22 protein-coding genes, 1 tRNA gene and 1 other RNA gene are annotated in these 24,113 nt (G+C 69.5%); 15 read left to right on the plus strand and 9 right to left on the minus strand.

All coding sequences use genetic code 11. The features are described 5' to 3' along the window. Positions 1-63: 63 nt before the first annotated feature. Positions 64-978 (minus strand): endonuclease/exonuclease/phosphatase family protein, encoded by a 915-nt coding sequence (locus tag ABGB14_RS31980; RefSeq protein ID WP_347647554.1) that lies wholly within the window; start codon positions 976-978, stop codon positions 64-66. Between the two features lie 127 nt (positions 979-1,105). Between ABGB14_RS31980 and ABGB14_RS31985 the strand changes: the two genes are divergently transcribed. Both ABGB14_RS31985 and ABGB14_RS31990 read left to right on the plus strand, forming a co-directional pair. Further along, the gene (locus ABGB14_RS31985) at positions 1,106-1,954 is read left to right on the plus strand and encodes a TrmH family RNA methyltransferase (RefSeq protein WP_347647555.1); all 849 of its coding nucleotides are present in this window, start codon (positions 1,106-1,108) and stop codon (positions 1,952-1,954) included. Further along, entirely contained in the window at positions 1,951-2,688 is a 738-nt protein-coding gene (locus ABGB14_RS31990) for an rRNA methyltransferase (protein WP_347647556.1), read from the plus strand. Before ABGB14_RS31985 ends, ABGB14_RS31990 begins: the two co-directional genes overlap by 4 nt. An 80-nt stretch (positions 2,689-2,768) precedes the next feature. Here the strand turns inward: ABGB14_RS31990 and ABGB14_RS31995 are convergent, their stop codons facing one another. After that, positions 2,769-2,981, minus strand: coding sequence for a hypothetical protein (locus ABGB14_RS31995; RefSeq protein WP_347647557.1), 213 nt, complete (start codon positions 2,979-2,981; stop codon positions 2,769-2,771). 232 nt (positions 2,982-3,213) lie between these two features. Between ABGB14_RS31995 and ABGB14_RS32000 the strand changes: the two genes are divergently transcribed. The 4 genes from ABGB14_RS32000 to ABGB14_RS32015 all read left to right on the plus strand — a co-directional run bounded on the left by ABGB14_RS32000 (position 3,214) and on the right by ABGB14_RS32015 (position 8,770). Beyond that, the gene (locus ABGB14_RS32000; RefSeq protein ID WP_347647558.1) at positions 3,214-6,036 is read left to right on the plus strand and encodes a BTAD domain-containing putative transcriptional regulator; all 2,823 of its coding nucleotides are present in this window, start codon (positions 3,214-3,216) and stop codon (positions 6,034-6,036) included. Positions 6,037-6,090: 54 nt separating this feature from the next. After that, complete coding sequence (locus tag ABGB14_RS32005; protein WP_347647559.1) at positions 6,091-7,530, plus strand: hypothetical protein; 1,440 nt, start codon at positions 6,091-6,093, stop codon at positions 7,528-7,530. Then, on the plus strand, positions 7,530-7,982 hold the full coding sequence (locus ABGB14_RS32010; RefSeq protein WP_347647560.1) for a GNAT family N-acetyltransferase: 453 nt from the start codon (positions 7,530-7,532) through the stop codon (positions 7,980-7,982). Before ABGB14_RS32005 ends, ABGB14_RS32010 begins: the two co-directional genes overlap by 1 nt. Before the next feature lie 161 nt (positions 7,983-8,143). Next, positions 8,144-8,770, plus strand: a complete 627-nt coding sequence (locus ABGB14_RS32015) for a helix-turn-helix domain-containing protein (RefSeq protein ID WP_347647561.1) — start codon at positions 8,144-8,146, stop codon at positions 8,768-8,770. On the opposite strand, the gene ABGB14_RS32020 is transcribed toward ABGB14_RS32015, so the two are convergent. The 3 genes from ABGB14_RS32020 to ABGB14_RS32030 all read right to left on the minus strand — a co-directional run bounded on the left by ABGB14_RS32020 (position 8,752) and on the right by ABGB14_RS32030 (position 11,119). After that, positions 8,752-9,330, minus strand: a complete 579-nt coding sequence (locus ABGB14_RS32020; protein WP_347647562.1) for a dihydrofolate reductase family protein — start codon at positions 9,328-9,330, stop codon at positions 8,752-8,754. The two genes, ABGB14_RS32015 and ABGB14_RS32020, sit on opposite strands and share 19 nt — an antisense overlap. 234 nt (positions 9,331-9,564) lie before the next feature. Then, the gene (locus ABGB14_RS32025) at positions 9,565-10,347 is read right to left on the minus strand and encodes a class I SAM-dependent methyltransferase (protein WP_347647563.1); all 783 of its coding nucleotides are present in this window, start codon (positions 10,345-10,347) and stop codon (positions 9,565-9,567) included. A gap of 109 nt (positions 10,348-10,456) precedes the next feature. Further along, positions 10,457-11,119, minus strand: a complete 663-nt coding sequence (locus ABGB14_RS32030; protein ID WP_347647564.1) for a hypothetical protein — start codon at positions 11,117-11,119, stop codon at positions 10,457-10,459. Positions 11,120-11,517: 398 nt separating this feature from the next. Between ABGB14_RS32030 and ABGB14_RS32035 the strand changes: the two genes are divergently transcribed. Next, positions 11,518-12,030, plus strand: a complete 513-nt coding sequence (locus tag ABGB14_RS32035; protein ID WP_347647565.1) for a DinB family protein — start codon at positions 11,518-11,520, stop codon at positions 12,028-12,030. Between the two features lie 291 nt (positions 12,031-12,321). On the opposite strand, the gene ABGB14_RS32040 is transcribed toward ABGB14_RS32035, so the two are convergent. Further along, positions 12,322-13,308: a GNAT family N-acetyltransferase gene (locus tag ABGB14_RS32040; RefSeq protein WP_347647566.1), complete on the minus strand. Its 987-nt coding sequence runs from the start codon at positions 13,306-13,308 to the stop codon at positions 12,322-12,324. 483 nt (positions 13,309-13,791) lie between these two features. Further along, a tRNA-Ser gene (locus tag ABGB14_RS32045) sits at positions 13,792-13,876 on the minus strand. 98 nt (positions 13,877-13,974) lie between these two features. Between ABGB14_RS32045 and ffs the strand changes: the two genes are divergently transcribed. Next, positions 13,975-14,070: signal recognition particle sRNA small type (gene ffs / locus ABGB14_RS32050), an RNA gene on the plus strand. Positions 14,071-14,101: 31 nt separating this feature from the next. Beyond that, on the plus strand, positions 14,102-16,501 hold the full coding sequence (locus ABGB14_RS32055; RefSeq protein ID WP_347647567.1) for a DNA polymerase III subunit gamma and tau: 2,400 nt from the start codon (positions 14,102-14,104) through the stop codon (positions 16,499-16,501). Positions 16,502-16,568: 67 nt separating this feature from the next. Here the strand turns inward: ABGB14_RS32055 and ABGB14_RS32060 are convergent, their stop codons facing one another. After that, on the minus strand, positions 16,569-17,993 hold the full coding sequence (locus ABGB14_RS32060; RefSeq protein ID WP_347647568.1) for a GAF domain-containing protein: 1,425 nt from the start codon (positions 17,991-17,993) through the stop codon (positions 16,569-16,571). Between the two features lie 368 nt (positions 17,994-18,361). Here ABGB14_RS32060 and ABGB14_RS32065 point away from each other — a divergent pair, with 368 nt between their 5' ends. From ABGB14_RS32065 to ABGB14_RS32085, 5 genes are all read left to right on the plus strand, one after another. Continuing rightward, positions 18,362-18,712 (plus strand): YbaB/EbfC family nucleoid-associated protein, encoded by a 351-nt coding sequence (locus ABGB14_RS32065; RefSeq protein WP_171055572.1) that lies wholly within the window; start codon positions 18,362-18,364, stop codon positions 18,710-18,712. 2 nt (positions 18,713-18,714) lie between these two features. Next, a complete protein-coding gene (gene recR, locus ABGB14_RS32070) occupies positions 18,715-19,314 on the plus strand; it encodes a recombination mediator RecR (RefSeq protein ID WP_347622999.1) in 600 nt (199 codons plus the stop codon). Next, positions 19,307-19,837: a DUF5063 domain-containing protein gene (locus ABGB14_RS32075; protein ID WP_347647569.1), complete on the plus strand. Its 531-nt coding sequence runs from the start codon at positions 19,307-19,309 to the stop codon at positions 19,835-19,837. Before recR ends, ABGB14_RS32075 begins: the two co-directional genes overlap by 8 nt. Positions 19,838-19,925: 88 nt before the next feature. Beyond that, entirely contained in the window at positions 19,926-21,200 is a 1,275-nt protein-coding gene (locus tag ABGB14_RS32080; RefSeq protein WP_347647570.1) for an aspartate kinase, read from the plus strand. After that, on the plus strand, positions 21,197-22,258 hold the full coding sequence (locus tag ABGB14_RS32085; protein WP_347647571.1) for an aspartate-semialdehyde dehydrogenase: 1,062 nt from the start codon (positions 21,197-21,199) through the stop codon (positions 22,256-22,258). The genes ABGB14_RS32080 and ABGB14_RS32085 overlap by 4 nt, the downstream gene beginning before the upstream one ends. Before the next feature lie 55 nt (positions 22,259-22,313). Here ABGB14_RS32085 and ABGB14_RS32090 read toward each other — a convergent pair whose 3' ends face one another. Continuing rightward, on the minus strand, positions 22,314-23,213 hold the full coding sequence (locus ABGB14_RS32090) for a hypothetical protein (RefSeq protein ID WP_347647572.1): 900 nt from the start codon (positions 23,211-23,213) through the stop codon (positions 22,314-22,316). Between the two features lie 174 nt (positions 23,214-23,387). On the opposite strand from ABGB14_RS32090, the gene ABGB14_RS32095 reads away from it, so the two are divergent. After that, positions 23,388-24,056 carry a TetR family transcriptional regulator gene (locus tag ABGB14_RS32095; RefSeq protein ID WP_347647573.1) on the plus strand — a complete coding sequence of 223 codons (669 nt, stop codon included), beginning with the start codon at positions 23,388-23,390 and terminating at the stop codon, positions 24,054-24,056. The last annotated feature ends 57 nt before the right edge of the window (positions 24,057-24,113 follow it).

Genomic DNA, 24,113 nt, shown 5'->3' on the forward strand with positions numbered 1-24,113 from the left:
CGCCTTTCTCCCATCCGCACACCTTAGCCGTACCCAACGGGGCGGCCACGGCCGGCGCCGTACTCACGCTCCCGGCAGGTAGCCGATCAGGGGCGCGTGGTCGGAGTATCCGTTCGGCGGGCCGCTGTCCGGCTCGTTCGCGGTGCGGTCCATGAGCGACTGGTCGGCGTCGCAGGAGGTGAAGCGCCTGCTCGTGCCGGCCTTGGTGGCGAAGACGTGGTCGCGCTTGCGGTAGACGTGCTTGCCGTTGGTCCAGGCGTGGTGGGTGACCTCGTTGCGCTTCGCGCCGCCTGCGTCGCACTCCTCGTACGCGCTGGACAGCGGCCGCAGCTCCGCCGAGCCGGGGAACAGGTTGAAGTCGCCGCCGAGCACCACGTCGAGGCCGCCTGCGGACACCGCGGTCTTGATGTTCCTGACCTGCTGCGGACGGCGAGGGTCCGCGGGGTCGGCGAGCACGTGGGTGGTGCAGATCCGGGTGCCGGTCCAGTTCGCCGTACGCACGCACAGCGTCGGCAGGGTCTGCTTGCTCTTTCCCGTGGTGTCGGGGGGCAGCGTCTGCGTGACCTTGGTATCGGTGATCCGCGACCTGACCGCGATGCCGAGGCCGAGGTTGCCCGACAGGGAGCCACGGCAGTCGACGCGGCCGTCGGGGCGAGCGCCGTCGGCTCGGGCGAAGGACCAGCCGGGGCCGAGGGCCGCCTTCAACAGCTCCATGTGGCTGTCGGCGGCGACACCGCAGACCTCCTGGAGCAGCACCACGTTCGCCTTGTGCTCGGACACGAGACCGGCGATCTGCTGCACCTTCTTGTCCGGTTCATTGCGGTACGGGCAGTAGCCGGCGTCGCCGCGTTCGTCGCCCGCCTCGCCGCAGATGTTCCATGAGATGACGCGGAGCTCCGGCGCCGCGGCGGCGGGCAGGGACAGAAGCGGCACGGCCAGCACCACGGCCGCTCCCGCCCATAGGGATTTCGTGAACATGGGGCGCAGCGTAGACAAGAGCGATTTCGGTTTGTTTTAGGAGCGGCGGCGCCCCGCGCACGTCGTAGCGCATGGCCCACGCCGTCGACGGTTGGCCGTCGCCTGGGGTCCTATTCTGGAGAGCGTGATGAACCGGGGACGATCGGTGTCGGGGGAGCTGCACATCACGCGTGCCAACGCACGGTTCCAGCAGTGGCAGGCGCTGCTGGGCAACCGGGCCAAGCGGCAGCGGGCCGGAGAGTTCCTGATCCAGGGGGTGCGCCCGATCAGCCTGGCGGTCGAGTTCGGCTGGCCGGTGCGTGCGCTCATCTATGACGCCGAGCGGCCGCTGTCCACCTGGGCGAAGCAGGTGTTGAAGGTGGCCGGCGGCGGGCGGGTGGCCATGTCCGCCGAGCTGCTGCGGGAGCTGGGCGGCAAGGACGAGGACACGCCCGAGCTGGTGGCGGTGGCCGAGCTGCCGGACGACGAGCTGTCCCGCGTCCAGGCGGGGCCGTCCTTCCTGGGCGCGGTGTTCGACCGGCCGAACAACCCCGGCAACATCGGGACGATGGCACGCTCGCTGGACGCGTTCGGCGGAAAAGGGCTGATCATCACCGGCCACGCCGCCGACCCCTACGACCCCCGATCCGTGCGTGCATCCACCGGGTCGCTGCTCGCGCTGCCGGTGGTGCGCTGCCATTCGCACCGGGAGGTGCTGGCGTGGGTCGCGGAGCTACGCGACCAGGGGCTGCCACTGACGGTGGTGGGCACCGACGAGAACGGCACTCCCGACCTCGCCGACCTGGACCTGACCGGCCCCACCCTGCTGGTCTTCGGTAACGAGACCACCGGGCTGAGCGCGGGATGGCGGCAGGCGTGCGACACGATGGCGCGCATCCCGATGTCCGGCTCGGCCAGTTCGCTGAACGCCGCCAGCGCGGCGACCGTGGCGTTGTACGAGGCCGCCCGCCAGCGCGGGGCGAGCCGCCCCCGATGAGCTACCGCCACGCGACCGTACGGACCGACTACCGCGACCTGTCCAGCGGCTCGGTGCTGCACTCCGCCGCGGGGTTTCCCGCTTTCCCCGTCCGGCTGGCCAGCGAGATCCTCCAGCGCGCGCTGGCCCTGCGTGGCGGCGACCGGCCCGCCGTGGTCTGGGATCCATGCTGCGGCAGCGGCTACCTCCTGACCGTTCTGGCGTTGTCGCACCGGAGCCGGATCGCCTCCGTGCTGGCCTCCGACCTCGACCCCGAAGCGCTGAGCCTCGCCGGTCGCAATCTCGCCCTGCTGAGCCGGGCCGGCCTGGCCGCCCGCGCCGCCGACCTCGAGGCACGCTCCGTCCGCTTCGGCAAGCCGGCCTACGGCGCGGCGGCGCATGCCGCCCACCGGCTCGCCGCCGAGCTCGACGCCGCCGGAGGAGATGTGCCGCACGCCGTGCGCCAGGCCGACGTGTTCGACCCCGACCAGCTCCGGCGGGCACTCGGGCACCCGGTGCCCGACATCGTGATCACGGACGTCCCCTACGGCGAACAGACCCGCTGGCACGGCTCCGGGGCGACGGCAGGAGTCACCGGCATGGTCGCCGCCCTGACGGCGGTGCTCCCGCCTGGCAGCGTGATCGCGGTGACCGTACGAGGCCGCAAGGTTCCCGTGGACCACGGGACACGGCCCCGGACGTCCTTCAAGATCGGCACCCGGGCGGTCGCGTTGTTCCGGACCTCCGCCCCCTGAACAGATCCGCTGACTCCCGGGTGGCCGGTTCAGTCCCCAATGACATGCACGCCGGGCTCAGTGCCGGCGCTGCCGCGGGACTACTTGAAGGCGGGCATGGCGGAGATCTCGCCGGAGGGTCCGCCTGCGGAGGCGGAAGAAGCGGTCGCAACGCCGATGCCGAGCGCGAGAAGACCCGCTGCGGCCACGACGGCGAGCTTCTTGAGCAGCCTGGCGTGCTTCACGAGGCCTCCCACGCGATGCGCACCAGGGGTGATGGTCTTGGACGCAGAAATCACGACACGCTCCTCCATGTAAGGCTGGGGTACCGACCCTATTGCACGGGAGGAAGGCGACTGCGTCAGGTGAACACCCGACAAACGCGGGACATCCTGCCAGAGTGATCGGTGGCCTGGCGGTGTGAAAGACACCTGTAAGTGCGCACGTTTATACCTGCACAGGCGAAGCACGACACCGCCGTTCCAGCGGCGCGATCGGCCTCGCCCGTCCCATTGCCGACTTCCTCGAAGGAGAGTGCCGCTCCTCGTGACGCTGGAGATCCGATTCCTCGGCCCGTGGCAGGTCCTGGCCGCTGACGGACCGGTGCAGCTCGCCGGGCATCGACGTATCGGTGTGCTGGCCAGACTCGCCCTGAACCCGGGGCAGGCCGTGAACGCCGAGCGCATCCTCTCCGACATATGGGGAGACAGCTCCGCGGCGACCGCGGCCAAACAGCTCCACATCGTGATCTCCAAACTACGCCAAACGCTCGGACCCCACACCGCCGAAGAGATCATCCACACCGTGCCCGGCGGCTACCGGCTCGCGCTCGAACCCGTCCACATCGACGCTCACCTGTTCCTGCGCCTGGCCAAACGCGCCCGCACCGGCCAGTCGCAGGGCGCATCGGCCACCGCGGACGCCCTGTTCCGCGAAGCTCTGCAGTTGTGGCGGGGCGAACCCCTGGCCGAACTGACCGCTCCCTGGGCACGCATCGAAGCCACCCGCCTGGAGCAAGAGCACCTCACCGTCCTGGAGGACCACGCCGATCTCCGCCTCGCCGCGGGGGATCATCACGCGGTGGCCGCCGAGCTGGCCGTGCACGTGCGTGCTCACCCCCTGCGCGAACGCCCCGCGGCCCAGCTCATGCTCGCGCTGCACCGCGCCGGGCGCTCATCCGAAGCGCTCGCCGTCTACCAGGACACCCGCCGGGTCATGATCACCGAACTCGGTCTCGAACCCGGCACCGAACTCCGCCGCCTGCACCAGGCCGTCCTGGCCAAGGACCCCGTCCTCGACCTGACCACCCCGGCCCAGCAGGTCACGGTCAGCGGACGGTACATCCCTGCCGAACTGCCCGCCGACACCCACACCTTCACCGCCCGTGCCGCCGAGATCCACCAGCTGCGCACCGCACTCGGCCCGGACGGGAGCCTGGACCACGGACCGTCCGTCACCGTGATCGACGGCCCCGGCGGCATCGGCAAGTCCGCACTGGCCGTCCACGTCGCCCACGCCACGGCTGCCCGGTTCACCGACGGCGTCATCTACGTCAACCTGCACGGATCCACTCCCGGACTCGATCCGCTGACCACGGCCCAAGCCCTGCGCCATCTGCTGAGCTCCCTGGGCCTGGACGGCGCCGCGACCTCCACCGATCCCGACGAGGCAGCCGCCCGCTACCGCTCCCTGACCTCGACGTGCAACCTGCTGGTGATCCTGGACAACGCCCGCGACGTCCGCCAGATCCGCCCGCTCATCCCCGCCGGCCCCGATTGCCGGGTCCTGATCACGTGCCGGGACGGGCTGGCCACCCTGGACAACGCTCGCCACCTCCACCTGGGCACGCTGAACGCCGCCGACGCCGTCGCCCTGCTGTCCCGTCTGGCCGGACCCGACCGGGTACACGCCGAACCACAAGCGGCCGAACGGATCGTCCACCTGTGCGGCGGCTTCCCGCTCGCCCTGCGGATCGTCGGCGCCCGCCTGGCCGCCCGCCCCGACTGGACCCTGGCCGACCTGGAGAAGCGGCTGGCCGACGCCACCCGCCGCCTGGACATGCTGGAGTACGACGACCTGGCCATCCGAGCCGGCATCGCGGTCAGCCATCACCACCTGCGAGAAGAACCCGCCGGCCGCGACGCCGCCCACCTGCTGCCCCTGCTCGGCCTGCTCGACCTGCCCACCTACACCTCCGCCGCCACCGCCGCCCTGACCGGCTGGACCCACCACCGCGCCGAAGCCGCCCTGGAACGCTTACAGGACGCCCGCCTCCTTGAGCCCGGCGCCGACCGCTACCGGTTCCACGACCTGGTCGGTCTCTATGCCCGCGAGCGGGCGCACCAGGACCCGTCCGAGGAGGAACGCACCACCGCCGTACGGCGTGTGCTTCACCACTACCTGACCACCCTGTGGATGGCGAGCACCGTGATCAACAGCGATCCCGTACTGCGATGCCCCGTCGAGTTGCCCGACAACATCTTCAAGGACCTGGCCGAGGCGGGACGATGGGTCCAGAGCGAGCGGGACAACCTGGTCGCCGCCGCGCAGCAGGCGCTGGCCGGCCCTGACCCGGCAACCGCCATCGGCCTGGCCGTCGGACTCCACTGGCCGTTCTGCTTCCAGGGGTGGCACACCCAACTGGCCGATCTCTACCTGCACGCCATCGAGGTGGCCGATCGTGTCGGGGCTTGGGAGGACAAGGCTCAGCTCCGCAGTTTTCTCGGCTGGGTCTACCGAGACCAGGGCCGCTACGACGCCGCGATCGCACACCTGGAGACGGCTCTCCTCGACTGGGACCGCGCCGGCCTGCCTCGGCGCAAGGCGGGGGCGCTCAACAACCTCGGGGTCATCAACACGATCGTGGGCCGTCTTGACGAGGCCCTCGGCTATCTGGAGTCCGCGTTGGAGCTCAACGACGACGCCGGACGCCCTGGGGCCGCGGCCACGATCCGCAACAACCAGGTGCACGTCTACTACCGACAGGGGCGCTTCGACGAGGCGATCGCGGAAGCACGCCGGCTGGTGGAGCCGCGGGAGGGAGGAAACCCGCTCGCCGATGCGGGCGTGGCGCACGGTTCGCTGGGCGACGTCTACCGTCACGCCGGCCGGCCGACCGAGGCGGCCGAAAGTTATGCGACGGCCGTGCGGCTGCTCGGGGAGTCGGGATACCGCCTGAAAGAAGCAGTCACACGATGGTGGTTCGGCACCACGCTGCACGACCTCGAACGCCACGGCGAGGCCCGGGAACAGTGGGAGGAGTCCGTCCGCCTCCTGTGCGAGGCCCGACTGCTCACGCCCAGGGAAGCGACCGGGATCCTCGCCCAGGAGGTGCCGGAAACGCCTCAGCCGATCAAGAACATGCTCTGAAACGAGTGGCGGATCTTATCCGGCCTGAGACCCATTCCTGCGTACCCTTGCCACGTGCTGATGGGCTTGGTGATCTTATACGTCGTTTTCGCAATTCCCGTGGCGTTGGCGTGCGGCTCGGTGGTCTTCGCGGCTGAGTCTGCCCGGCGCACCCATGTGAAGTCACGGCTCCTGGCGTGGGGGGCGGCTCTGGCGTTCGCCGGTCTCTTTGTGATGGCCCTCGTCGCCTGGTCAACACGCGAGGACAAGCACTATGACGACTTCGGATCCGCTCTGCAGACCTTGGCGGCCCTCATCGGAGGGTCGCTGTTTCTCACCGGGCTGGGGCCGGCCACTCCGTGGCTGCTGAACATCCTGCGGCGGCGCGCCGCCCGGCTGTCGCCGGTGATCCGGTTGGCCGCCCGTGACGTGGACCGTAACAGCCGCAGGACCGCTGCTCCGATCGCGATCACGATGGTGTTGACGGCCTTCGCGGTGGCTTCTCTGATCATCGCGGTCGCCACGACGGCACAGAGCAGGGCCGGCTACCAGCCCCAGGCTCGCCCTGGCACTCTCGTCGTGAATGTCTGGGCGGAAGACGCGTCGATTGCACGGGCGGTCATTCAGCAGGAGCTGCCCGGAGCGCCTGTCGCCCAGAAAGATGTCCTGGACCACCAAGGATATTTCAGCCTGGACGTCAAGGACGTCGACCTCCCGGACGTGGAGAGCGTGCATCCGGCTGGTTCCATCGGCGATCAGGCGTTCCTGCGCTATCTCACGGGTAATCCGGCCACGCCGTACGACGACGGCACAGCCGTGGTGGTCACGCCTGATGACATACAGGTCGACACGGTGACGCTTTCCTACTCCTTGTCCACCGACAAGGAGTTGAAGGACCTCCGGGTCAAGTCCATCCCCGCGATCGCGGTCAGATCCGCCGATCCGCACGTCAACGAGGTCTTCATCCCGCCGAAGGTCGTGCGGGACCTGGGTCTTCGCCTGGAGCCGGACAAACTGATCGTCGACCCCTCAGCCCATCGAACGACGAAGGCCGAGCAGGACCGGATCGACCGGCGGCTGGGTGATGGGGAGAGTACCTACGTCGAGCGAGGGTTTCAGGAATCGGCCGGATGGATGGGCGTGGTCGCTGCGGCGATCGGCGTGGCGCTCGGCAGCGCGCTGGTCGCGGGCGGCCGGGCCGGCGCCGGAGGCCGGTCGAGACGAGTGTTGTTGCGCGTCAGCAACGGGTCGGTCCTGACCCTGCGGATGTTCGCCGCGAGTCGATCAGGACTGAGCATGTTCTGCGGTACGGCGCTGGGGGCGGCAGCAGGGTGTGTCATCGGGTTGCTCGTGGCGTGGCCGAGCACGACCTCGATCGGTTGGGAGGTGCCGCAGCGGGTGTCCTTCGAAACCCCGTGGTGGGCGATCGCCGGCCTGGTCGCCGGTCTGCCCGTGCTCGCCGGGATCATCGCGGCGCTGCCCGGGCCTCGCGTGAGGGGTTTCACACGTTGGTGATGGAGATCGACTTCCTGACCGAATCCGACCGCGCCTGCTGGGAGTCGCTGGCCCGCGGCAAAGACACGTACTTCCAGGTCGAACGTGGCGACGACGACTACGAACGGGCCTGGCGACGCCTGCTCGACGACGAGCAGGCACGCGGGGTCGCCGCCAAGCTGGACGGCAGGATGGTCGGCATCGCGCACTACCTGTTCCACGCCAGCGTCTGGTACGCCGGGAGATGCTATCTGGCGGACCTGTTCGTGGACGAGGAAGTCCGGCGGCGGGGTGTCGCGACGGCAGTGATCGAGTGGGTGGCACGGGACGCCAGGGAGCACGGCTTCCCAGGCCTCTACTGGAACACGTTGGAAGACGCCCCGGCTCGCGCGCTCTACGACAAGGTGGGCAAGTTCCACAAAGGGCTCATCCTCTACACCTACCGGCGTGACGATTCTCGGGTGCAGACGTGAAGTGCACAGCTTGCCGTAGCGCAAAGCCGCATAGCCGGGCAAGCCACGGAGAACGCGAAGCAACGTAGTCTTCCCCCGTGGAACTGCGGTTCAAGACGCGCGATTCGGACTCGGCGTGGGTCGACACGGTGTGGGCATGCACGAGCGAGCAGGTCACTGCAATGACGTCCGTCGCAGGGGTGCGTTGGGGCCTGGTGTTCTGGCAACACGACGGCCGGGCGTACGCGGGCATCACCGGTCCCGAGACCCGGACCGGCACGGCGCCGGTGCCGGAGGGCGCGACCTTCACGGGCATCGAGTTCGCCGTGGGCACCTCGTTGCGGGCCGTGCCCACGCTGGCGCTGGTCGACGGCGGCATCGGGCTCCCCGACACCACGCGCCGGACGTTCCGGCTGGATGGCGCGCGCTGGGAGACGCCCAGCTTCGACGACGCCGAGGCTCTGGTCGAAAGTCTCGTCCGGGCCGGGATCGTGGTCCGTGACCTGCTCCTCGGCGAGGTGCTGCGGGGTCACCGTCCGGCCGTCTCGGGGCGCACGGTCGAACGCCGGTTCCGCGCCGCGACCGGACTGACGCAGGGCACCGTCCGGCAGATCGAGCGCGCCCGCACGGCGGCGCAGCTGCTGGCTGCCGGCGACCCGGCCGCCGACGTCGTTGCCAAGCTCGACTACTTCGACGAGCCGCACCTGGCCCGCGCATTGCGCTCCCACGTCGGACGCACCGTCAGGCAGCTGCGCGAGGGCTCCGGCGGCGCGATCGCCCTCGACCTGGATCAACGCCTGACGTCGTAAACCAGCTTCAGGATCCCGTTCGAGTAGCTCTCCGATTCTCGCAGCGTCAGCATGTGCTTGTCTCGGTCGGCCCGGCCGAACAGGCTCTTCCCGGCGCCGAGCAGCACGGGAAAGACGAGCAGGTTGTACTGGTCGATCAGACCCGCGTCCGACAGCCGCCGAGCCAGCTCCGCGCTCCCGTGGATGAAGATCGCGCCGCCCTCACCCTCCTTGAGCGCGGCGACGTCCTCGGTCGAGCGCAGGATCGTGGTCAGCCCCCACCCGTTGACGATGGCGTCGTCAGACAGCGTGGTCGACACCACATACTTGGGCAGCTCCTTGTAGCTGGCGTGGTCCTCCGAGCCGGGCCAGACCGCCGCGAACGCCTCATAGCTGCGACGGCCGAACATCAGCGCCGTCGTGTCGGTGAGCTCCTCACCCTTCAGCGACCAGGCTTCGGGGACGAACTCGAGGTCCTTGAACACCCACCCGCCGCTACGGTGTTCTTCCCCTGGCCCGCCGCCAGGCGAGTCCACGACGCCGTCGAGTGACATGAAACCGGTGTAGACCAAGTTACGCACTGTGCTGTCTCCTCATGCTCGGGCGTACTGCCGGGTCCACGCTAGATCACGGCCGCGGTAGCCGTCTTGGACAGAAACGACACCTTGGTCAGTGTGCGATGTTGATCAGGTCCAGGTGAAGGTGCGGCGGAGCTGCCGGCGGGCAGGTTGTCCGCCAGTGATCCGACGGAGGACGCCGTTGACGGCGGCCCAGCGGATGACGGCTCCCAGGTCTCGGGGTAGCACCGGGCTGGGTCAGCGCCGGGGCCGTCTGGCGACCAGCACCTCGATGGCAAGTATCTGTTCCCACCGGCCTGCTGGGTTGTCGTCGAGCAGCGCTTGTCGCAGGGTCCTGACGAAGGCAGGCAGCGTGTCGCCGAGCCGGGAGGGTGAGCTGTAGGAGTAGGAAAGCTGGAGCCCGATCAACCCGTCTACGTCCCAGGTCAGGAGGCGGCTGTATTCGCGGGCTTGCATGCTGCTGAAGGGCGAGGCGGCCAACATCTCGTGGTGGTGCTCGCCGGTGGCGTGGAAGGAGTTGGCGGCGGTGTGGATGTCGAGCCCGAACTCCTCGCATACCCGCCTCTCGACCCCCTGCCACGGTTGCGCGTCCGGCTGCCACGGCTCTCCCTGCTGCCTCGTCGGGCTGACCAGCGCCACTGCGCCGCCGGGCGGCAGCAGTTCGTCCAGTTCCATCAGCACGGCCCCACGGTCCATCCAGTGGAACGACCGACCCATCACCACGTGCTCGAATGGCGGCAGCGTCCGCAGAACGGTCGAGTCGCCGGGCAACCAGGTGATGTTGGTGACGCCCTCGGCCAGGCGCCTGCCCTCGGCGAGCATCTCCTGCGCCGGGTCCACAGCGAATACCGCCTTCACTCCTGGGGCCAGCGGGATCGCGATCGTCCCAGGGCCACAGCCGAGATCCAGCACTCGGCTGTCCGAGCCGAGCGTTTCCGCCAGGTGCGCGATCACCGCCTCGCCGTAGCCCGGGCGGTATCTGGCGTAGTACGGAGCGGCGCCGCCGAACAGGTCCTCCACGGATGGGACCATAGACGGACTCCGGACCCCGGACCGTAGCGATCGGGACAACAAGGCGCAGAAAGGGGCGCCGCCCGGCAGTGCAAGCCGAGCAGGTCTCGGCCGGGCCTCAGGCAGGCGGCGCCAGTCGGCTGACTCGATCAAGAAGCGCATCGTTCAGATCTCCCACGAGCACCCCGTTGTTCACCGAGGGCCTGCAACGGGAAAGGATCCGCACCCAGGCCGGCGGTCCCTCCGCGTAGCCGAAGTGCAGAAGGAACATTTCCCGTCGTCCATCGCCGGTTTCCCTGCACGTGTTCCCGCCCGGCTCGGCCTTCAGCGAGTTCAGCTCCGCCGCCAACTCGCGCGCCTGCTGCTGCCCATGCTGCACCCCGTCAGATGGGTGCGGTGTAGCGCTCCCGCTCTGCTTATCCCGGCAGACCAGCACCTTGATCGCCCCATCGGGCACCATCTGCTCATCCTGTCCCCGCCGCCCGGTCGCCGGGTCGCAGGGGTCCTTGGGCGGGAGGAGTGTCCAGGTCCCGGTGCGGTAGGCGGCGGTGATGCTGGGCCCGATGTATGAATTGCTGACGACTGTGCCGTTGGTGGTCGTGACGCAGGAGTTGACCTCTTCGGCGCTGCCCACCCACAGCGCCTGGCGATCGGGGTAGGCGAACCGGATGAGGTAGTTGGTCATCTGGCCGCCCACCAGCGTGCACATCTTTCCGACACGGTCGGTGGTGACAGGAAGATATCCCAGGTCGTGGGCCATCGACTTGGCCTGGTCGGTCAAGATCCGTGATCCGGCGAGCGACCCCCCGCCCGGTCTCGAGATCTGACCGGGGTAGGAGCAGATCAACGCGCTTGTCGGTCTACCGGGCACGAGCGAGTCCTCAACCCCGTCGAGATCGGCGGCCGCTGGAACCCAGTGGCCGATCTCGCTGCTTTCCCATCGCTGCGGACACGAAGCCGGCACCGGTGGCACAGGCTCGCCGACCCTGCCCCGGCTCAGGACGACCGCCGCGAGAAGCAGGACCGCCGCTGCGACCACGCCAGTCCAGTGGATGGGTCTCACACCGTTGATGACGTTGTCCGCCCGCCACCGGTTCACCGAAGTGCCGCATCAGGCGACGTTCGCCCTTACGCGAGCCCTGCGTACCGAACGTTGTGGCCGCTGGCGATAATCTACTGATGAGTCCCAGCGAACGTCCCATGCCGCCCCTGAACGCCGACGAGCGCACCACGCTCGAAAGCTGGCTTGACTTTCACCGCACAACACTCGCCATGAAGTGCGAGGGCCTGGACGACGAGCAGGCCTCCGTAGCATCCGTGCCACCGTCCGGCTTGACGGTAACCGGCCTGGTCCAGCACATGGCAGAGGTGGAGCGGAGCTGGTTCCGCCGCGTGTTCGCCGGAGAACAAGCCCCGCCCATCTACGACCCGCAAGCTGACCCGCGTGGCCCCGACGGCGGCTTTGAGCTGGCGAAGGGCGCCACCTTGTCCGACGCTCTGGCCACCTGGCGCGCGGAGATCGCCCATGCCCGCGAGCACTGCGCCGACCGCGCTCTGGCCGACACCGGTCGTTTCATGGAACAGGACGTCAGCCTCCGCTGGATCTACGTTCACATGATCGAGGAGTACGCCCGCCACAATGGCCACGCCGACCTGCTCCGGGAGCGCATCGACGGCACCACCGGCGTATAACGCCGATCAGACGGCGTTCGCCCTGCCGCGTCGACAGGGCGTAGGCACTGGGTGTCGGCGACGGAGGTGTCTCTGCACCAGCCCCGGCCCCGGCAGAAGGGCGCGCGCCGCCGTGGTGGACGCGGGTTATGAGCCGGTGGGCGAGGTCGCGCTGCTGCCGCAGGCCGGTGGGTCGTGCTGCAAATGTCGGACAGGCGCGGCAGGGCCGGCATGCCGTGGTCCGAGAGCCGGATGCTGCACGGGCCGACCCATGGTCGCTCACCGCCCGGTACGGGCGCCCTGCTGCGGAACTCAGCCCTCGGCCCGGTCGTCCCCCGGACCGCCGAGGACTTTCACGTAGCGATGCGCCGGGACGGTGATGAGCCCGTCCGCGCTCGGTGCGAGGTGGTCGAACGGACCCTCGTCGACCCACCCCTTGCGCTCGTAGAACCTCCGGGCCCGGACATTGCCGGCGACCACCGCGAGCCAGGCCCGCCAGTGACCGTTCGCCGCGACACGGCGTTCCGCCTCGGCCAGCAGCGCGGTCGCCACGTCGGTGCCCCGGTGTCGCCTGGCCACGTAGACCTGCTCCACCTCGTCCTCGGTCACCATCACGAACCCGGCCACGGCACCCTCGACGGTCGCGACGACCGTGTCCCCGACGCGTCGCGCGGCGCGTTCCCCGAACGACTCCGGGGTCCGGACCGCGGCGAGTTCGTCGGGCACGTTTCCCCGGTGCCCGTCGCCCCACCCTTCGTGCCAGATGCGGGCGACCGCCGGCGCGTCTTCATCTCTCGCCCGACGCAGCTCCACAACCTCACTCCTCGCCGGCCGAGTGCGGGCTCTCGGCCCCGAAGTCACCGGCTCCGCCACCTGCCACCGGCAGATCACCTTGGTGAACAGGTCGGCTCCGATGCGCTGGTAGAACCGCTGTGCCCCCACGTTGGCCGTGGCGACCTCCCAGCGGATGACCATGCCGTCCGCGGCCTCCGCGGCGGCGCGCATCAGCTGCTCCCCGACCCCGTCGCCACGCTGGCCGGCGCGTACGTAGAGGTCGTCCAGCGCGAGATAGTCCGTGCCCGCCCACAGGCTGATCCTTTGGAGCCAGGACACGTAGCCGACCGCTCGCCCGTCCGTCTCCGCGATCAGATAGGTGATCTCGGGTCGGGTGAGCAGCTCTCTCAGCCGTTCGACGGTCAAAGTGATCGCGGAGCGCTGGCTCTGATGCTCGGCGATCTCGCAGATCATGCCATGGACGGTCGCCGCGTCAGCGGCGGTCGCACGACGGATGGACACCATGGTGAGTTCCTTTCTCAGCCGGTGGGAGGAACCTGACACAGGTGGCGGAGCGCCACGACGGCGGCGACGGCCGCGGGGGTCGACGATGTTCGTCACTCACGCTAGAAAGCCCCAGGTGGTCGCCGAATCAGTGAAGTCGCCAGTCCCGGCCGGCGCAGGGGAGAACATCTCGATGCCGCTCGTCTGCATGTCTGGATCGTGCGTTCGCGCTGGTGGCTGGTCGTTCAAGCGTCGCGAGGCACGGTGGCGGGCTCGCGCGTGCATCGAGGGACTGTTGCCGGGGCTGGAGCGCAAGAACGACATTGGCCGAGTACACCGGCCAGTTCACACCGGAGGGAATGCAGCACAGTGGCCAAGCAGGTTGGTGACCTCCTCTGGGAGGAGGGAGACGAGCCCTCCGAAGAGGCCAACTGAGACTGGACACGACGAAGGGGCCGACTTGGATGGGGTCGGCCCCTTCGCGTTTACTGCCTCAACCAGGCGCGGAGGATGGGGGATTTGAACCCCCGAAAGGTTGCCCTTTACACGCTTTCCAAGCGTGCGCCCTCGGCCACTAGGCGAATCCTCCGCGGACGAGCTTACCTGACTCCGAGGGGTACGGAGACCACGTTTCTCTCCGAGCCTGCGGGGATGGAGCGAGCACTGCGGCATGCGGCTAGACTGTCAACGGACCCCTCGCGCGGCGTCATCCTGTGAACCTCCCCAGGGCCGGAAGGCAGCAAGGATAAGCGGGCTCTGGCGGGTGTGCGGGGGGTCTCTTCGTTGAGAGCCCCCTCGCAGGCGGGATGGTCGCATGAGCCTTGCGCTTTACCGCAAGTACCGACCCGGGACCTTCGCCGAGGTCAAGGGTCAGGAACACGTCACAGATCCGCTGCGACAGGCCCTGCGTACGGGCCGGATCAACCACGCCTACCTGTTCAGCGGTCCTCGTGGGTGCGGCAAGACCTCCAGCGCCCGCATCCTGGCCCGCTCTCTCAACTGCGAGCAGGGTCCGACGCCCGACCCCTGTGGCGCCTGCGAGTCGTGTGTCGCGCTCGCCCCCACGGGCCCGGGCCACCTCGACGTCATCGAGATCGACGCGGCCTCGCACGGTGGCGTCGACGACGCGCGCGACCTGCGTGAGCGGGCGTTCTTCGCCCCCGTCTCCGCGCGCTACAAGATCTACATCATCGACGAGGCGCACATGGTGACCCGCGAGGGGTTCAATGCGCTGCTCAAGCTCGTCGAGGAGCCTCCGCCGCACCTGAAGTTCATCTTCGCGACGACCGAGCCGGAAAAGGTCATCGGGACGATCAAGTCGCGCACGCACCACTACCCGTTCCGGCTGATGCCGCCCGCGACGTTGCGCGCGCTGCTGGAGGAGATCCTCACCTCGGAGAGCGTGCCGTTCGAGCCGACGGCGCTGCCGCTGGTCGTCAGGGCGGGCGCCGGGTCGGCGCGTGACTCGCTGTCGATCCTCGACCAGCTTCTCGCCGGGGCCGACGACGACGGCATCACCTACGCCAAGGCCGTCTCCCTGCTCGGCTACACCGACGGCGATCTGCTCGACGAGGTCGTCAACGCGTTCGCGGCCCGTGACGGCGGCCAGGTGTTCCACACGGTCAACCGGGTCATCGAGGGCGGCCACGATCCGCGCCGCTTCGCTTCCGACCTGCTCGAACGCTTCCGCGACCTGGTGATTCTGGCCAACGTTCCCGAGGCGGCGTCGAGCGGGTTGCTCGACCGGCCGGCCGACGAGCTGGAGCGTCTCGTCCAGCAGGCCGCCTCGATGGGGCCGGCCGAGCTGACGCGCGCCGCCGAGGTGTTCAACGCCGGTCTCACCGAGATGCGTGGCGCCACCTCGCCGCGCCTGCTGCTTGAGCTGATGTGCGCGCGGGTCCTGCTGCCTGGCGCGGCGCAGGGCGAGGAGGCGCTGCTCGCCCGCCTCGAACGCCTCGAACGCGGCGGCGCGGTCGCCCAGATGGCCGCCCGAGCCGCGTCGGTTCCGCCGGCCGGGCGCGGCATCTCCGGAGGTTCCGGTACGCCCGCGGGTCCTGCTACGCCGGCGGGCCCCGGTGTCCCCGAGGTCGCGGGCCATGGTCGGGTCGCTGCTTCGCCGGTCGGCGAGGGCGCCGGGCCGGGCGGTACAGAGGCGGCCCAGCCATCCGCCCCCTCGCCGAACGCCGGGGATGACTGGCCCACGCCCGTTCGTCCCGGTGCGGGCGGAGGGCAACAGGCAGGGAGCGATGCGTACGCCGCCCAGCCGTCAGCCGGTGCCGGAGACGGTGCCCAGGACGCTCCGGCCTCGGGCGGGTCCCAGGGCGCTCCCGCCGCAGGGGGACCGGGCGCGATCCAGGCGCAGTGGGCCGGCGTGCTGGCCGCTCTCAAGCAGCGCAGCATCGTCGTCTGGGCCAACGTGAGCACCAACGCCCAGGTGGTCGGCGTGGAGGGCAACCTGGTGACGCTCGGCTTCACGCAGGTCGGTGCGATGAAGAACTTCACGGGCGGCGGCAAGGACGCCGTCGTGGCCGCCGCGCTCGGCGACGTGCTGGGTGGCACGTGGCGGGTCGAGGCGGTCGTCGGCGGGTCTCCTGCCCCGTCCGCCCAGCGCGGTCCCGCACGTCCGCAGCAGCCCTCTCATGGCGGTGGCCAGGGGCCGGCCGGTCCGCAGGGGGCGCCGGCCGCACCTGCCGCGTCCCACGGCACGCAGGGCTCCCAGGGCCGTACGTCATCACACGGCGCCTCCCACGGCTCGTCCGACGGCGCCTCCCACGACGACCAGGGAGCCGCGGCGCAGGATCCCGGCCAACCTCCGGCGGGCCCTTCGTCCGCCCTTCCCGGCCCCCCGACCACCGACGAGTCGTGGCCGGACGCTCCTGACGACCTCGCCCCCGGCGCGCCTCCGACCCCCGACCCCACCCGTACGGTCGCGGCCGTCCGGCCGGCGGGTTCACCTGGTGGGGCGGCAGGCACCGGGCTGGCGGCGGCTCGGTCAGCGGCCAAGGCCGCCGCGCAGGCCGGTCCTCGCGTCCCTTCCCCCCGTGGCGGCGCCGCGGCGTGGCCGGACGCGGTCCCCGGCCGCTCCAAGGGCCCGGACGCCGACGAGGTCGACCCGCTCAACGACGCGGACGCCGATGTGGACTCGGTCTCGGGCATGGCGCTGCTGCAGCGCGAGCTCGGCGCCCAGGTGATCGGTGAGATCGACCACACCTGACCTCTGAGCACACCTCGGCGCACGGATGGCTGACCCGCGGCACGGAGGGCGGGGCAGACGCAGGGGGTCAGAGGAGGAGGCGGGCGCGGGCGGCGGCGGAGCGCGAGTCGGTGGGGGGCAGGGCGGCGAGGCGTTCGAGCACCTCGTAGTCGTCGCGCCCGTTGCAGGTCTGCGCGTACGTCCAAAGGTCGTCGGGTGTGCCGCGCCGAAGCAGGCAGGCCCGTACCTGGGCCTCCAGCTCGTCGCGTTCCCTGCGGATCTCCGGTGACTCCGAGCGCAGCAGCAGGGGGCCGTTGTAGGCACGGGCCAGCGAGGTCGGGTCGCCCGCGGCGAGGTGGCGGCGCAACTCCAGGAAGTCGGCCTCGATCGGGCAGGTCAGCCGGTACGGTTTTGCCGCGATCGCGTTCCCGAACTGGGCCCGCAGCCGGTGGATCTCCGCCCTGATCGTCACGGGGTTGCCGTCGTCGCCGTAGAGCAGGAACGACAGTTGCTCGGCCGTCAGCCCGTGGGGGTGGAGCGCGAGGAGGGCGAGGAGCTCGGCGTGCCGGAGCGACAGGGGGCGTTCGTGGTCGTCGAAGGTGGCGGTGGGCGTGCCTGCGCCGAGGAACGTCATGGTCAGGGGCGGCGGCGTGGTGGCCGGCGAGGGACGCAGGAGGAATCCGCTCGAGAAGGGCTCCAACAGGGCGACGGAGCCGTCTTTGAGGAGCATGCGCTGGGTCTGGCTGCCGAGGGGAACGCGCTTGCCCAGGCAGCCCGACGGGTCGCCGGAGATGACGCGGCCGGTGGACGACAGCAGGATGCCGGGCCGCCCGCGCAGTGCTTCGTAGCGGCGCCGGAGGTGTTCGTCGCGTTCGTACATGCGCAGGGCGAGCTGGGATTCGGCGAGCTTGGCCGTGACGGCCACCATGGCGACGGTGGCGGGGTGAAGGGTGCGGGCGGTGCCGCTGACGTCGACGCAGCCGATGATCTGGCCGGAGTCGGGATCGCTGATCGGGGCGGCGCTGCACGACCAGACGTGGAGCACGCGCATGAGGTGCTCCTCGGAGTAGACGTGCATGGGCCGGCGGATCGCGAGGGCGGTGCCGATGCCGTTGGTGCCGACGTTGTGCTCGGCCCACTGGTGGCCGTCGGCGAGGCCGATCTGGTCCGCGCGACGGATGACGGCCGGGTTGCCTCGTCGCCACAGCACGCGCCCGTCGTCGTCGGTGACGACCATCACGTGGTCGATCTCGTCGGCCAGGCCGGACAGGGTTTGGACGAGGAGGGGGAGGAGGGGCCGCAGCGGGTGGGCCTGGCGGACGTCCTCGATGTGGGAGGGGTCTAAGACGGGGGGCGCGTTCGACCCCTCCGGGTCGATGTGGGCTTCGAGGGAGCGACGCCATGATGCCGCGATCAGACGGCGTGGGGACTCCGGCCAGTCCTGGCCGGTCGCCACCGCTTCGTGTGCCCCACGTAGGGCGCGGGAGTATTCGTCAAGATAGGCGTAACTCATCGGTCACTCCAAGTAGTCAGCTTGACTATCCGTCTTGAAGGCCCTTCGCGCAAGCCGTTCGTGAGGATTGCACAGAGTGATCAAATAGACGCAACCTGTACGCAACGTTCGCCTCAGTAGCGTTCCCGGCCAGCGCGTCGGTTCGCCGGCGTGAGGCCGGGTCTCGGACGCTGGAGGGGGGCCTGAGACCCGGCCGGACTCGCCGGAAGCATCAATGAACGCCCGTCAGGGGACACGCCGGACAGCGAGCGGATCATCCGGGCAGGGGCCCCGGGACGAAACATGGGGCCGCCACCAGTACATGACGCCGCCCAAACACCGTAGGCTCGTGGCAGTCAAGAACGCGGAGCCACGAGGAGCGCACGACGGTGAACCCAGGGGATGTCAACCTGCAGCAGCTGCTGGAGCAGGCACAGCTCATGCAGCAGCAGCTTGTGAGCGCCCAGCAGGAGCTCAACGATGCGCAGATCGAGGGCTCAGCAGGCGGCGGCATGGTCACCGCCGTCGTCAACGGCTCGGGCGAGCTGCTCGAGCTCAAGATCGACCCGAGCGTGATCGACGCCGGCGACGCGCAGGACACCGCTGACACGATCGCCGACCTGGTGATCGCGGCCGTCCGCGACGCCGTGCGCGCGGCCGCCGATCTGCAGCAGGAAAAGCTCGGCCCGCTCGCGCAGGGGCTGGGCGGCGGCGGCCTCGGACAGTTGCCAGGGTTCTAGGCATGTACGAAGGGGTCGTCCAGAATCTGATCGACGAGCTGGGGCTGTTGCCCGGTGTCGGTCCCAAGAGCGCGCAGCGGATCGCGTTCCACCTGCTGGCGGCCGACCCGGCCGATGTCAAACGGCTGGCGCACGCGTTGCTGGAGGTCAAGGAGAAGGTCCGTTTCTGCCGCACGTGCGGAAACGTGGCCTCCGAGGAGGAGTGTCGCATCTGCCGCGACGCGCGCCGCGACACCCACGTGATCTGCGTGGTCGAGGAGCCCAAGGACGTCGTGGCGATCGAGAAGACGCGCGAGTTCCGCGGCACCTACCACGTGCTCGGGGGCGCGATCAGCCCGATCGACGGTGTCGGCCCCGACGACCTGCGCATTCGTGAGCTCATGACGCGCCTGGCCGACGGTCGCGTCACCGAGCTCATCCTCGCCACCGACCCCAACCTGGAGGGGGAGGCGACGGCGACCTACCTCGCCCGTCTGGTCAAGCCGATGGGTGTGAAAGTGACACGACTGGCCAGCGGTCTGCCTGTGGGCGGTGACCTCGAATATGCCGACGAGGTCACCTTGGGCCGCGCGTTCGAAGGACGGAGGCTGCTGGATGTCTGACGAGTGGAGCGTGCTGGCGCAAGAGATCTCCGGGCACGCACAAGACTACGTCGACGGGCTGACGAGGGTGGCGGGCGGCGAGGGCGGTGACGCCATCTGGTCGCTGCTGCTGGTGGAGGTCGCCCAGGTGAGCCTCGCGGGAGCCAAGCTCGGCGCCAACCGTGACGTGATCCTTTCCGGCAACTACGAGCCGCCGATGAGCGAGGACCCCGACATAGACGGCGTGCGCACGGCGCTGGCCGAGCGGCTTGAGGCGGTCGACGACTACGCCGAGGTGTTCGACCCTTACAAGGACACGGTGGTCACCCCCTACCGGCTTTCCGATGACCTGACCGCGGTCGCCGCCGACCTCATCCACGGGTTGCGCCACTACCACGCGGGCCGCCCGCACGAGGCGCTCTGGTGGTGGCAATACTCATATTTCAACACCTGGGGCAACCACGCGGGCGCCGCCATGAGGGCGCTGCAGGCGCTGGCCGCGCACTCGCGGCTCGACGTGGCGGAGGAGACCACCGCGGTCTGAGGAACATCCACAGAGGGGTATGGCCCATCGGGCGCATGAGACGGCTTCAGTAGACTGGCAGCTCATAGTCCAGACCGGGAGACTTCTTGTGGCCCTCGTTGTGCAAAAGTACGGTGGTTCGTCCGTCGCCGACGCGTCCTGCATCAAGCGGGTCGCGCAACGGATCGTCGCGACGAAAAAAGCCGGCAACGACGTGGCCGTGATCGTCTCCGCGATGGGCGACACGACGGACGAGCTGCTCGACCTGGCCGAGCAGGTGTCGCCGCTGCCTCCTGGCCGCGAGCTCGACATGCTGCTGACCTCGGGCGAGCGCATCTCGATGGCCCTGCTGGCGATGGCGATCGCCAACCTCGGCCACGAGGCCCGCTCGTTCACCGGCTCGCAGGCGGGTCTGATCACCAATTCGGTCCACGGCAAGGCGCGCATCATCGACGTGACGCCGAGCCGCATAAGCGAGGCGATCGACCAGGGCCACATCGCGATCGTGGCCGGCTTCCAGGGTGTCTCGCAGGACACGAAGGACATAACGACGCTTGGTCGCGGCGGCTCCGACACCACGGCGGTGGCGCTGGCGGCGGCGCTCGAGGCCGACGTGTGCGAGATCTACACCGACGTCGACGGGGTCTACACCGCCGACCCGCGCATCGTGCCCGCGGCGCGGCAGATCCCCAGGATCTCCTACGACGAGATGATGGAGATGGCCGCCTGCGGGACGAAGATCCTGCACCTGCGCTGCGTCGAGTATGCTCGCCGCTTCAACCTGCCGATCCACGTACGCAGCTCGTTCAGCACCAAGGAAGGCACGTGGGTCGTCTCCGACCCTTACAACGAAGGAACCGAGATGGAGCAGCCGATCATCTCCGGCGTCGCGCACGACCGGAGCGAGGCCAAGATCACTGTTGTCGGGGTGCCCGACAAGGTCGGCGAGGCTGCCTCGATCTTCAAAACGCTGGCCGACGCCGAGATCAACATCGACATGATCGTGCAGAACGTCTCGGCCGCGGCCACCGGTCGCACCGACATCTCCTTCACGCTGCCCACGGCCGACAGCCAGGCCGCGCTGACGGCGCTGAAGAAGATCCAGGAGCGGATCGGTTACGAGTCGCTGCTCTTCGACGACCAGATCGGAAAGGTGTCGCTGATCGGAGCGGGCATGCGCTCGCACCCCGGCGTCACGGCGACGTTCTTCGCGGCCCTCGCCGACGCGGGGGTCAACATCGAGATGATCTCCACGTCGGAGATCCGCATCTCTGTCGTGGTCGGAGAGGACGGTGTCGACGCGGCCGTGGGGGCCGCCCACCGTGCCTTCGATCTCGACGCCGACCAGGTCGAAGCCGTGGTGTATGGAGGAACCGGACGATGAGCAGCAGGCCCAACCTGGCCCTGATCGGCGCGACCGGCGCCGTGGGCACCGTGATGCGCGACATCGTGTCGACGCGTGAGGACATCTGGGGCGAGATCCGTCTCGTCGCCTCGGCCCGTTCGGCGGGCAAGGTCCTGCGCGTACGCGGCGAGGACGTCGTGGTCCAGGCGCTCGCGCCCGAGGTCTTCGACGGCATCGACGTGGCCATCTTCGACGTGCCCGACGAGGTGTCGGCCGAGTGGGTGCCGATCGCGGCCGCCCGCGGCCCCGTCGTGATCGACAAGTCGGGCACGTTCCGCATGGAGCCCGACGTGCCGCTGGTGGTGCCCGAGGTCAATCCGCTCGACGCGCGCAACCGGCCGCGCAACATCATCTCCACGCCCAACTGCACGACGTTGTCGATGATGGCGGCCATGGGCGCGCTGCACGCCGAGTTCACGCTCACCGAGCTGGTCGTCGCCTCCTACCAGGCGGTGTCGGGCGCCGGCGTGGCCGGTTCCGCGCGGCTCTACGACGAGGTCGAGGCCCTGGCGGGCGACCGCAGCCTCGGCCAGGTGGCCGGTGACGTGAGCAGGGTGCTGGCCGACAAGCTGCCCGGCGAGTCGCCGTTCCCGGCGCCGGTCGCGTTCAACGTGGTTCCGTGGGCCGGCTCCTACAAGGACGGCGGCTGGGCCTCCGAGGAGCTCAAGCTCCGCAACGAGTCCCGCAAGATCCTCGGCATCCCCGAGCTCAAGGTCTCCGCGACCTGCGTGCGCGTTCCCGTGATCACGACTCACTCGCTGGCCGTGCACGCGCGGTTCGAGCGCGAGATCACGGTGGCCGACGCGCATCGCGTGCTGGAGGCGGCGCCGACGGTGGTCCTCATGGACGACCCGGCGGGCGGGGTGTTCCCGACGCCGCTCGACGTGGTGGGCAACGACCCGACCTACGTCGGCCGTGTCCGCCAGGCGGTCGACTTCCCCAACACGCTCGACCTGTTCGTGTGCGGAGACAACCTGCGCAAGGGGGCGGCGCTGAACGCGGCGGAGATCGCCGAGCTGGTCGCGTCCGAGAGGTGACCGGATGATGTGGTGTGACGCCGTGGGTGCCGCACGGCGTCCGCCGCAGGGCACGTCACCGGAAAAGGATGTCCCAGTGGTCGCCTTCGTCGGCGAAGACGGTGCCTGATCCGGATCGGTAGAGCCGGGCGCCGTCGCTGCGGACTCCGGCCCGGTCGCTGACCTTCTTGATGTGCCGGTCGATGCAAGAGTTGTGTGAGATATCCAGCTTGTAGCCGTTGCCGTGGCTGTACTGGCCCGGCGCGTGGCCGGTCTCCGTGCCGCCCGTCACCATGACCGGGCAGCCGCTCTCGCGCTTCAGCTGGATGATGCCGGCGACGGTCCCGGCACGCACGGAGTCGAACGAGGTGCAGTGGCGCCGGTGCTTGCTCGTGCAGTTGCCGGTCGACTTCGTACGCAGGCCCGAGCTCCGCAGCCAGCCGGCGGCGGTGGCGTGGGTCAGCTGCGCGGCCGCCTGCCGGGGCATCACGCGTGCCAGGTCCACGCTGGCGCGCTTGTGAGCCTTGTGCCGCCGTGTGTGGCGCTTCTTGGCCACCTTGGTGCGTTTTCGTGCCTTGGCGGCCTGTGGCCGGCGTTCGGCGGGCGACAGGTTCGCCCGCGGCTGGGCCGGCCACGGCTGCGCGTGTGTGGTGTCCGGCGCCTGCCTGCCTTCCGTGAGCCACCGCAGGTCGTCCAGCGGCCAGTTGCGCAGGGCCGCCAGATCGTCACGGTTCATCATGTTCTCGCGCGCCCAGGGGCCGGCGGGAAGCGGCCAGTTCTCGGAGGCGCTGGACTGCGTCTCCGCCATGGCTGCCCCCAACGGTTGCGGGAGGGGATCCTCCCACCCGCCGGGCCCGGCCTCGTTGGGGCCGCTTCCTGTCCGCTCCCCATCGGGGTGGGTGGCGGCGGAGGCGGCCGAGGCCAGCGCGATGATGGTGATCTCTATGCCGAGGAGCGCGACTACGATGAGGCGCACTGTTCCACGTATCCACATGTCGATGCCTTTTCGCGGAAATAGCCCTTCCGCCTGAAACGACAATCCCACCATTCACAGGAGATAACTCATGCCGCGGATGCAACTTTGCCGTGGATCGGCGATCACCGTGCGGCTCCATGACCTAACCAGCTTTCCCGACGTACAGTGACGAACGTGCCCGAAGCCCGAAACCGCGGATCGGAGAGCACCCGGGAGCTCATCGTCGAGACGGCGTTGCGGCTGTTCAGGGAGCGCGGCTTCGACGCGACCACCATGCGCGCCATCGCCGCGGAGGCCGGGGTGTCCGTGGGCAACGCCTACTACTACTTCGAGAGCAAGGAGGCGTTGATCCAGGCGTACTACGACCGCGCCCAGGCCGAGCACGAGGAGGCCTGCATGGAGTTCCTGGCGACCGAGGAGGCGTTCGCGGCCCGGTTGAGCGGGGTGCTGCGCGAGTGGGTACGCGTCTCCGAGCCCTACCACGAGTTCGCCGTGAAGTTCTTCAAGCACGCGGCCGAGCCGACCAACCCGCTGAGCCCGTTCAGCGAGCAGTCGTCCCCGGCGCGGGAGGCGTCCATCGCGATCTACCGCCAGGTCGTCGAGGGGTCGCGCGACCGCATGAACGCGGAGCTGCGTGAGGAGCTGCCCGAGCTGCTGTGGTTGTTGTCCATGGGGATGGTGCTGTTCTGGGTGCACGACACCTCGCCGGGGTGCGCGCGTACGTACCGGCTGATCGAGGTCACGGTGCCGCTGGTGGACCGGCTGGTCGGGCTGTCGCACCTGCCGGGGCTGCGGGGGATCACGAAGGACTTCATCGCGGCGGTCCACGAACTCCGCGCCTAGCCTCCCATACCGAGCGGTTGGTAGGGTTGACCGGCCAGCGTCCAACCGCGGGCGGAA

Source organism: Nonomuraea sp. B10E15 (assembly GCF_039871615.1).
Taxonomy (GTDB): Bacteria; Actinomycetota; Actinomycetes; order Streptosporangiales; family Streptosporangiaceae; genus Nonomuraea.

Excerpts from the sequence above, each read along its gene's own strand:
- ABGB14_RS31980 (WP_347647554.1), bottom strand. The coding sequence starts at position 978 with ATGTTCACGAAATCCCTATGGGCGGGAGCGGCCGTGGTGCTGGCCGTG.
- ABGB14_RS31985 (WP_347647555.1), top strand. The coding sequence starts at position 1,106 with ATGAACCGGGGACGATCGGTGTCGGGGGAGCTGCACATCACGCGTGCC.
- ABGB14_RS31990 (WP_347647556.1), top strand. The coding sequence starts at position 1,951 with ATGAGCTACCGCCACGCGACCGTACGGACCGACTACCGCGACCTGTCC.
- ABGB14_RS31995 (WP_347647557.1), bottom strand. The coding sequence starts at position 2,981 with ATGGAGGAGCGTGTCGTGATTTCTGCGTCCAAGACCATCACCCCTGGT.
- ABGB14_RS32010 (WP_347647560.1), top strand. The coding sequence starts at position 7,530 with ATGGAGATCGACTTCCTGACCGAATCCGACCGCGCCTGCTGGGAGTCG.
- ABGB14_RS32015 (WP_347647561.1), top strand. The coding sequence starts at position 8,144 with ATGACGTCCGTCGCAGGGGTGCGTTGGGGCCTGGTGTTCTGGCAACAC.
- ABGB14_RS32035 (WP_347647565.1), top strand. The coding sequence starts at position 11,518 with ATGAGTCCCAGCGAACGTCCCATGCCGCCCCTGAACGCCGACGAGCGC.
- ABGB14_RS32040 (WP_347647566.1), bottom strand. The coding sequence starts at position 13,308 with ATGGTGTCCATCCGTCGTGCGACCGCCGCTGACGCGGCGACCGTCCAT.
- ABGB14_RS32055 (WP_347647567.1), top strand. The coding sequence starts at position 14,102 with ATGAGCCTTGCGCTTTACCGCAAGTACCGACCCGGGACCTTCGCCGAG.
- ABGB14_RS32060 (WP_347647568.1), bottom strand. The coding sequence starts at position 17,993 with ATGAGTTACGCCTATCTTGACGAATACTCCCGCGCCCTACGTGGGGCA.
- recR (WP_347622999.1), top strand. The coding sequence starts at position 18,715 with ATGTACGAAGGGGTCGTCCAGAATCTGATCGACGAGCTGGGGCTGTTG.
- ABGB14_RS32075 (WP_347647569.1), top strand. The coding sequence starts at position 19,307 with ATGTCTGACGAGTGGAGCGTGCTGGCGCAAGAGATCTCCGGGCACGCA.
- ABGB14_RS32085 (WP_347647571.1), top strand. The coding sequence starts at position 21,197 with ATGAGCAGCAGGCCCAACCTGGCCCTGATCGGCGCGACCGGCGCCGTG.